1 pseudogene is annotated in these 487 nt (G+C 74.3%); it reads left to right on the top strand.

The features are described from left to right. Positions 1-389 (top strand): annotated as a pseudogene (locus D180_RS19965) (NADPH-dependent 2,4-dienoyl-CoA reductase); the annotation flags it as partial. Positions 390-487 lie beyond the last annotated feature (98 nt).

The raw sequence follows: 487 nt of genomic DNA, 5'->3' as shown, positions 1-487 counted from the left end.
GCGCGCTGTGCAAGCCACGCCCGGAGCCGCCGGCGCGCAGCGTGTGGCTGCTGCAGCGCAGCCCGGGCCGGCCCGGCGCGCGGCTGGGCAAGACCACCGGCTGGATCCATCGCGCCACGCTCAAGGCCAAGGGCGTGACCATGCTCGGCGGCGTCGAATACCTGGGCGTGGACGACAGCGGCCTGCGCATCCGCGTGGACGGCGCCGAGCAACTGTTGCCGGTGGGCACCGTGGTGGTCTGCGCCGGCCAGGAACCGCGGCGCGACCTGCAGGCGGCGCTGCAGGCCGCCGGCCGCAACGCGCATCTGATCGGCGGTGCCGATGTCGCCGCGGAACTGGACGCCAAGCGCGCCATCGCCCAGGGCAGCCGGCTGGCGGCGCAACTGTAGGCATGGTCAGCCGGTAGCCGGGAGGCCGCCGGCCAAACGAGCGGACTTGGTGCTGTCGCATCGCGCGGCTATAAGCCTGGGCATGCCGCACCCGTCGC

It is taken from the genome of Xanthomonas sp. SHU 166 (assembly GCF_000364685.1).
Lineage (GTDB): Bacteria > Pseudomonadota > Gammaproteobacteria > Xanthomonadales > Xanthomonadaceae > Xanthomonas_A > Xanthomonas_A sontii.
The sequence above is the reverse complement of the archived record's forward strand: the minus strand, read 5'-3'. Positions and strand labels throughout refer to the sequence as shown.